At 57.9% G+C, this 7,854-nt stretch carries 6 protein-coding genes and 2 pseudogenes; 6 read left to right on the plus strand and 2 right to left on the minus strand.

Annotated features, from left to right (window positions below; all coding sequences use genetic code 11):
• Nucleotides 1-124: 124 nt before the first annotated feature.
• Nucleotides 125-487: a DUF6124 family protein gene (locus F8N21_RS09305; protein ID WP_150641849.1), complete on the minus strand. Its 363-nt coding sequence runs from the start codon at nucleotides 485-487 to the stop codon at nucleotides 125-127.
• A 503-nt stretch (nucleotides 488-990) separates the two neighbouring features.
• Here F8N21_RS09305 and F8N21_RS09310 point away from each other — a divergent pair.
• The 5 genes and pseudogenes from F8N21_RS09310 to F8N21_RS09320 all read left to right on the plus strand — a co-directional run.
• On the plus strand, nucleotides 991-2,043 hold the full coding sequence (locus F8N21_RS09310) for an RHS repeat-associated core domain-containing protein (protein WP_150641850.1): 1,053 nt from the start codon (nucleotides 991-993) through the stop codon (nucleotides 2,041-2,043).
• Nucleotides 2,044-2,406: 363 nt separating this feature from the next.
• Nucleotides 2,407-3,198 (plus strand): hypothetical protein, encoded by a 792-nt coding sequence (locus F8N21_RS09315; protein ID WP_150641851.1) that lies wholly within the window; start codon nucleotides 2,407-2,409, stop codon nucleotides 3,196-3,198.
• 10 nt (nucleotides 3,199-3,208) lie between these two features.
• Complete coding sequence (locus tag F8N21_RS31280; RefSeq protein ID WP_263597296.1) at nucleotides 3,209-3,337, plus strand: hypothetical protein; 129 nt, start codon at nucleotides 3,209-3,211, stop codon at nucleotides 3,335-3,337.
• A gap of 180 nt (nucleotides 3,338-3,517) precedes the next feature.
• Nucleotides 3,518-3,670 (plus strand): annotated as a pseudogene (locus tag F8N21_RS31445) (DUF1254 domain-containing protein); the annotation flags it as partial.
• Nucleotides 3,653-4,006 (plus strand): annotated as a pseudogene (locus F8N21_RS09320) (haloacid dehalogenase-like hydrolase); the annotation flags it as partial. The pseudogenes F8N21_RS31445 and F8N21_RS09320, both read left to right, overlap by 18 nt.
• Nucleotides 4,007-4,270: 264 nt before the next feature.
• Here F8N21_RS09320 and F8N21_RS09325 read toward each other — a convergent pair.
• On the minus strand, nucleotides 4,271-4,942 hold the full coding sequence (locus F8N21_RS09325) for a DUF3313 domain-containing protein (protein WP_150641852.1): 672 nt from the start codon (nucleotides 4,940-4,942) through the stop codon (nucleotides 4,271-4,273).
• Nucleotides 4,943-5,157: 215 nt separating this feature from the next.
• Between F8N21_RS09325 and F8N21_RS09330 the strand changes: the two genes are divergently transcribed.
• Nucleotides 5,158-7,512 (plus strand): tetratricopeptide repeat protein, encoded by a 2,355-nt coding sequence (locus F8N21_RS09330; protein WP_150641853.1) that lies wholly within the window; start codon nucleotides 5,158-5,160, stop codon nucleotides 7,510-7,512.
• The last annotated feature ends 342 nt before the right edge of the window (nucleotides 7,513-7,854 follow it).

A 7,854-nucleotide genomic window follows, 5' to 3' on the forward strand; every position in this document is an offset into this window, starting at 1 on the left:
AAAATCAGGCGCTGCGGTATTCCAGAAAACCCGCGAAAGCAGGATTTACGACTGCTGCGCAGCCGAACGCAGCCTCGCAGGCTCGGCAGCTGCTACGGTTTGCCCGCGATGAACGATCACGCGGTCAACCTGCCGGAGCCACCTGCTCCAGCGCCTCATTCACCAACAACTGGCTCAACTCGATCATCTGCTGAATCGCTAGCGCGACATTGCGGCATGAGCCTTCGACATCGAAAGCCAGATCGCTGGCGAGGACATTGGCGCTGGCAAGCGTTTCACAGGCATTGGCCAGCAAAGTTTCGGTGTTGAGACCGGGGACGACGGCGAAGATGTTCACAGGACGGGCGTCAGCGTGCCTGGACTTGTCGGAGGCTGGTGGCAGGCAGTGATCGAGGGCTCGCTGCGCGGCCTCGTGGAGCCTGCTGGAATCGAGGGATTCGTAGAAACCGTTTTCGGTTTCAGGTGGATCGGGGGTGACTTTGACCATTGAGTGATTCTCCTGACATTAAAGGAGCTCACCAACATCGTGACCAAACGATAGGTGGTGGGCTGTACGCAGGTTGGTCAACCGGGAAGTCAGGCACCCGGCGCACTCGAAAGTGCCCCGCGCACAGCTCACCGCAAAGCATTTAACAAGCACAAAAAAAGCGCCCGACATGCTGAGGTTGGCGCTCGTGCGCCTGACATTAAACGGGTGACCAAACCCGATCGCTGATTTTGCAGCGACCCACAAAGATTATCCGCCGACCCGCACCAAAGCAACCCCACATTCACCACGATAATGCGATCAACCCCGCACAACTGTAGGAGCTGCCGCAGGCTGCGATCTTTTGATCTGCAACACCGCCAAACGAAACGCGTTCTAATGGTTAATTCAGCGCTCCCGGATCGCCCCCCAACCGCCGCTGCCTAGCAGTTCTGCTAGTAGACAGCCTCGGCAGCAACGACGAACCTGATCATCCTGCCCCAAAGGACCCAGGAGTTCGTCCGATGTCTTCCCGCCGCGAAATCGTACTCTGCCGCTACCGCTACGACCCGCTGGACCGGCTTACCGCCACTACACCATTGTCGGCCGCCGAGCTTCAGCGCTTTTACTGCAAAAGCCGCCTGGCTACGGAAATTCAGGGTCAGGTAAAGCACTCGATTTTCCAACACGACGACCAACTCCTGGCGCAACAACGGCGCAGCGACAATGCGTTTGAGGCCACATTGCTGGCCACCGATCAGCAGCGTTCGGTGCTGCAGACACTCAGTACGAGTCCGCCCCAACCCATCGCCTATTCCCCCTATGGCCATCGCCCCGCCGAAAACGGGTTGCTGAGCCTGCTGGGATTCAACGGCGAACGACGGGATCCGGTGACTGGGCATTATTTATTGGGCAATGGCTATCGAGCGTTCAATCCGGTGTTGATGCGCTTCAACAGTCCGGACAGTTTAAGTCCATTTGGGAAAGGGGGCGTGAATCCGTATGCATACTGTCTAGGGGATCCGATAAACCAGAGCGATCCGACGGGGCACATGCCTTTAGCAATATTTTTAAAAAAATATTATATAAAAAAAGGAATCGCCGGATTAGATCAAGCGAAAATATCCAAAGCAACGACAAAAAATGTCGCTACAGGCAACTTGGTGGACAATGTAAAAATCGCCAAAGACAAAATAAAGGCTCTTCCTACAATGTTAGATGAGAGCGAAACATTGGAGCGTGCGCTAACAAAAGGCACAATCCAACCTCTCGAAATAACAACTGACCCTACTGCCGCCATCCAGAATTACTATAAACTGCGAAACAGCAATATGCCTGTTAATAGTGCTGGCATACCCAACCCTAAAGAGCCGATCACTGCAATCAACGCATCCGGACAAGAATATTTACGCACAGATTTTTATAGCGACACAATAAGCTTTGCCCTCTACGAGGCCGGCAAAACCGTTTCTCCAACTTATAAAGCCATAATGCAGCAGTTGGCAGGCGAAGCTTTGATTAAACGGGCTAAATACATCCGCCGACATGCACTCTGGAACACTGAGCCCGCTTCGTAAAAACAGAAACGTACCGCTCGTTCCCTTGCAGGGCGAGCAATGGGTTCCGTAGCAGCTGCCGAAGCCTGCGTTCGATTGCGCAGCAATCGCAATCGGATAGACCGCATATTTTTCCGGGAAAATGCGTTCGCCGGTTTACGACCGCTGCGCGGCCGAACGCAGCCTTCGGCAGCTGCTACGAGGGGAACCCACATCCCACGAAGCCGTGCACAAAAATCAACGAGCCATCCCTTCCCACTGGCTAACCCGCCGTTCCCTGCTAGCTTAATCTGAAGCGTCCTACAGGCTTGCCCCTGCGAACAGTCATACCAATCGGCCACCCTGCGCCGAGTCGTCCGCTGAGCAGGAAGGAACCGGGGAATCATGACGATAAATCACTACGCACCCGCCATGCTATTGGCCGCTACCTTGTCGCCTGCGTTTTGTGCCATGGCCGAAAATGCCGAGACCGTCAATAAAAGCAACAACCCGCTGAACTTCGCGCAGGGAATGAACCTGCAGGACTACTACACGCCGAGATTCTACGACACCAACATCCACACCAATGATCTGGTAGTGCGCGGCACCCTGCCGATTGCGCCCAATGATTACATCGGGGTCCCGCAGTTGCTGCGCGCCACTGCCCCGATCAGCACCCACCCTGATCCCCATGGGGGCTACAGCACCGGCGAAGGTGATCTGAACCTGCTCGATATTTTCCTGCTCAAGACCGATGGCGTGCAACTGGGCATCGGCCCGCAGATCACCCTGCCGATCGCCGACCAGGACGAACTCGGGACCGGTAAATGGCAGGCCGGCCTGGCGGCGATCGCCATCGACTCCTCGCCCCGCGGCCTGCTCGGTGCGCAGGTGCAGTACCAACGCTCATTTGCCGGCGATAGCGACCGCCAGGATGTTGAAACGGCGACCCTGCAGCCATTCATCATTCACAACCTGGACCAGGGCTGGTACCTGCGTTCCACCGGTACCTGGACCTTCGACCTGAAAAACGACACTCACTACATCCCCCTGGGTTTCGGTGCCGGCAAGGTCTGGAGGGACCGCGACAATATTCTCAACGCCTTCATCGAGCCGCAATGGACAGTGGAACGCAAAGGCGAGGGTCAGCCGCAATTCACGCTGTTTGCCGGACTTGACGTCACCTTCGGAAAATAAGGAAAACGCTATGAATAGTTTGCTGCGCGCCGCCGGTTTCAGCCTGTTTGTACTGTTCGCCAGTTGTGGTGTGGGTGCTCAGACCCAGGCCCAGTCGCTGGCAACGCCTCCAGACCCACTGGCGTCCTGCGCCCGATAACAGGTTGAGTTTCAAGACAAAACCGCAGCCCTGAGCGGCGAGCTGATGGTGCTCGACAGACGGGTTCAGTGACTTGCGGATCTACGCCCGACCGAAGCCTGTTTCGCCAAGAATTGGAAGCTCGACGACATCAGCGCCGTGGAATGACGCCCAAAGGACTCATTGAAAGGACGCAACATGATTATTGAAAAAGCGCCGCGCCTGTTATTCGCCGGTCTTTCGCTGCTGCTGAGTAGCAGCACCTGGGCGGACTTCACGGCGACACCGGAGGAAGCGCGGGGAATGGCCAAAGAGGCCTACCTCTATGGCTTCCCGGTGGACGGCTTGCTGAAGATCGTCGGCGCGACCCAAACCGGGATCACAACCGAAGCCTTTATGGACAACACGAAAACCTGGTTGAGCCAGGCTCGTCATCCGAAAACCGGCAGACCCTACACCGAGATGATCTATCAGCCGATGCTGGAGATGCTCGACTACCTGCGCAGCCAGGACTTCAAGACCTACTTCGTCAGCAGCTTTGTCATCCAGTTCCAGATCAAGGACGGTGAACCGTCGATCCTGCGCACCGCCAAGCTGGCCCACACCAACGACGGCCCGGGCAAGCCGCAAAGCATCGACGCGATCATCGGTCGATGCCCGTTGCAGGCCTTCGGCGACTCCGACGGTGACCATGCGTGAGGATAGGGGGAATCCGTATTACCGGTGGTTTGTCGGGGAGTAAGGTTGAATCCGTCAGTTGTTTTGTTGACCGATAGATCGCCATCGCGAGCAAGCTCGCTCCCACAGTTGATCCTGGTCAGCCCCAGGATTGGGCCTGACACAGAACCCTGAATTGATCCTGGTCGTCAGCCCCAGGATTGAGGCTGACACAAAACTCTGTGGGAGCGAGCCTGCTCGCGATGGGGTTTCCAACTCAGCAAGTAGCTAACGGCCCTACTTGGCCTTCAGCTTCAAATACGACTGATGCAGATCCGCCGCCCAACCATCGATGACATTTTTCACATCGTCGGCCTTCATCACCTGCGATTCGCTTGCCAGCGGTTTACCGCTGCCTTTGCGAACGACCTGCGCTACGACCTTGTTGTTTCCGCCATCAAGAAACACCGCTTCGGTAGCCAGATCGGTTTCCTGGTCACGAATGCCGGTGGCCGTGCTGACCGCGGCGGCCACCAAGGCAATCGGGATCACTTCATAGGGTTTGAGACCTTGGGTTTTACTGCTGACGCCGGTGATCGCCGCGCGCATCACCAACACACCCGGGCCGGGGCGGCTGGCCAGGGGCAACGATTTGCTGATCTCACGTTTGAGCGCCTGATCGTAATAGCTGGTAATCCCGGACAAGGTGCTTTGCGGGATTTTCACGGTCGGCTGGGGTTTGGGATAGAACTGACTCGGCTCGATGTAGACGCTGGTGTATTGGTTAAGGTTGAGTTTTGGATCGATCCAGCGCATCACCGCAACCCCTGAAGGGGACTTTTCCTCTCTGAGCTGACTGTAGTCCTTGAGAAACCCCGAATATTCGTCAGGCTGGGGCACTTTGCTGGAACAGCCCACTACCCCGATAGAGGCAATGCACAGCGTGCTCATCATTAGCGCAAGCTTCATTCTGTAACTCCTGTCATATGGCCGGCAACGCTAGTGGGTACCGAAGTTAGGTATAGCCAAAACTGAGGAAATTGTTATTACAAAAGCCGAATATTCATCGATGGCTGTGGGCAATTTCACCAAGGTCGTTTGACAGGCACCCGCCATGCAGCAAAGCTGCAAAGAATTTAAAGGCGCACCTTACGGGTCAACGCATCCGGACTATGGAAGTCGTAATGCCGACGTATAAAAACAAAGCTGCAACACCCCGACCTGATTCGCGTCTTACTCTCGTTACCCGCTATCTGTTCCCCACCCTTACCGCCGTATTGCTGCTGGTCGCCGCAGGGCTATGGCTTTTTCTGCATAACAGCAAACCGATGCCGCTGGCCTATACCCCTGTCAGCGCGCCGGCGGTGCAGCCCGTAAAGCCAACAGGCGCACCTGCGCCACCGGCTAGCATGGTCGATGAGCAGCAATGCCAGGGTTGCCACAGCGCTCAGGTAAAAGCCTGGCAAGGCTCCCACCATCAGTTGGCGATGCAGACTGCCAACGGGGACACCGTGCTGGCCAATTTCAATGGCGTGGCCTTCAAGAACGAGAATGAGTCCAGCCATTTCTTCCGTAAAGATGACAGTTTCTGGGTCAACACCGCCGGTGCCGACGGCAAGAATGCCGACTTCAAAGTCGCCTACACCTTCGGCATCGCGCCGTTGCAGCAATACCTGATCGAAGTCGGCGAGGGTCGCTTGCAAGCCTTGGGCGTGGCCTGGGATACCGAAAAACATCGTTGGTTTCACCTGTATCCCGGCCAAGGCGTGAATTTCAAGAACCCGCTGCACTGGAGCAAACCCAGCCAGAACGCCAATTTCATGTGCGTCGAGTGCCATACCACCGGTTACCAGCGCAACTTTGACGCCGCCAACAACAGCTTCGCCAGCCAATGGAACAGCCTCGGCGTCGGCTGTCAGGCCTGCCACGGCCCGGCGTCCAACCATATCAAATGGACGGCGAAAAAAGTCGACCTGATCCATGCCGGGTTTGCCGTTGATCTCAAAGCCAAGGACGCCACCACCGAGATCGAAACCTGTGCCCGCTGTCATGCCCGTCGCGCGCCGCTGGCTGACGGTTATACCGTCGGCAAACGCTTGATGGATGACTATCTGCCCAGTGTGCTGACCCGCGAACTGTATGCGCTGGACGGCAAGATCAAGGATGAAGTGTTCGAACACGGCTCCTTCGCGCAAAGCAAAATGTTCGACAAGGGGGTGCGTTGCAGCAACTGCCACAACCCCCACAGCACCGCACTGAAGGCCCCAGGTAACGGCGTCTGCCTGCAATGCCACAATACTGCCGGCAAAACCTCGGTGGAGGCAGTCGACGGCAAAGGCCTGCAAGCGAAGAACTATGACGCCCCCGAGCACCATCGGCACCAGGCCGGCCAACCGGGCTCCCAGTGCGTGGATTGCCATATGCCCGGCAAGTTCTACATGGGCAATGACTTCAGGCATGACCACAGCTTCAGCATCCCCAATCCCGAGCGGGCGAAAAAACTCGGCACTCCGGACGCCTGCCTGACCTGCCATCAAGGCAAGGCCGGCGATGGGATCACCGAGCAATTCAAACGCTGGGCCAGCAACCCGATCGCCCGGGCGCCGCGCTACGACGAAAGCCTGGGGCTGATTCGCGGGGGGCAGGCCGGGGCGGCGCAAGTCTTGTATGAGCAATTGCAGCGCAACAACCTGCCCGCGATTCAGCGCGCAACGCTGCTGGCCGAGTTGCCGCTGTATCCGAGCGAACAAGCGCTGAAACTGGCCACCCAGGATTTGCGCAACGTGGCGCCGCAGGTCCGTGAGAGCGCTGTTCGGGCGATCAGCGCTTTCCTTCCTCCTGCAGAACGCGCGCCACTGCTGGCACCGCTGCTCAATGACCCGGTCCGCGCCGTGCGCATCGCCGCCGCCCGCGACCTGTTGAGCGCCGCTAGCAGCGGTTTGGGCAGTGCTCAGACCACCTGGGATGCGGCCATCGCTGAATACGAAGCCGTGCAATTGAGCCTGCTCGAACGGGCCGAAGCCAACCTCAATCTGGCAATGCTCTATCAAGCCAGTGGCCGCAGCGCCAAGGTCGAAGCGCAATTACGCGCGGCGCTGCTGCGCGACCCGGACTTCTTGCCGGCACTGGTGACCCTGGTGCAATGGCTGGAGACCAGTGGCCGCAGCAAAGAAGCTCAGGACCTGCTGGCCAAAGCCCTGGGCGAACACCCTGATGCAGCGCTGCTGCAACACACCCAGGGGCTGGCGCTGGTCCGCGCAGGCAAAACCGCCCAGGCCATGCCCGCCCTGCGCTACGCCGCCCGCCTTGAACCGCAGAACGCCCAATATGGTTACGTACTGGCAGTCGCCCTGCACGACAGCGGACAAATCGACGAAGCCTGCGCACAGCTGGAAAAAATCCTCAAGCTGCAGCCGGCCAACCGCAATGCGCGCCTGTCATTGATCCAGTACTACCTGGACAACGGCCAGGAACCCAAGGCCCAGGTGTTGCTGCAAGGCTGGAAGCAACTGAACCCCGGAGACCCGGCGCTGAATTGACCCCGAAAAACTCGCCGCCTGCGACCGCGTGCACCCGCAATGGGATGGGTGCACACAATCCCCCTTGTAGGAGCTGCCGCAGGCTGCGATCTTTTGATCCTGCATTTGCGGCGGCCCCAAAAGGTCGCAGTCTATCGGCAGCTCCTACGCCAATCGCGTGCACCCGCAATGGGATGGGTGCACACAATCCCCTTGTAGGAGCTGCCGCAGGCTGCGATCTTTTGATCCTGCATTTGCGGCGGCCCCAAAAGATCGCAGCCTATCGGCAGCTCCTACGCCAATCGCGTGCACCCGCAATGGGATGGGTGCACACAATCCCCTTGTAGGAGCTGCCGCAGGCTG

The sequence above is a fragment of the Pseudomonas fluorescens genome (assembly GCF_902497895.1).
GTDB lineage: Bacteria > Pseudomonadota > Gammaproteobacteria > Pseudomonadales > Pseudomonadaceae > Aquipseudomonas > Aquipseudomonas fluorescens_BP.

Excerpts from the sequence above, each read along its gene's own strand:
- F8N21_RS09305 (WP_150641849.1), bottom strand. The coding sequence starts at position 487 with ATGGTCAAAGTCACCCCCGATCCACCTGAAACCGAAAACGGTTTCTAC.
- F8N21_RS09310 (WP_150641850.1), top strand. The coding sequence starts at position 991 with ATGTCTTCCCGCCGCGAAATCGTACTCTGCCGCTACCGCTACGACCCG.
- F8N21_RS09315 (WP_150641851.1), top strand. The coding sequence starts at position 2,407 with ATGACGATAAATCACTACGCACCCGCCATGCTATTGGCCGCTACCTTG.
- F8N21_RS31280 (WP_263597296.1), top strand. The coding sequence starts at position 3,209 with ATGAATAGTTTGCTGCGCGCCGCCGGTTTCAGCCTGTTTGTACTGTTC.
- F8N21_RS09325 (WP_150641852.1), bottom strand. The coding sequence starts at position 4,942 with ATGAAGCTTGCGCTAATGATGAGCACGCTGTGCATTGCCTCTATCGGG.
- F8N21_RS09330 (WP_150641853.1), top strand. The coding sequence starts at position 5,158 with ATGCCGACGTATAAAAACAAAGCTGCAACACCCCGACCTGATTCGCGT.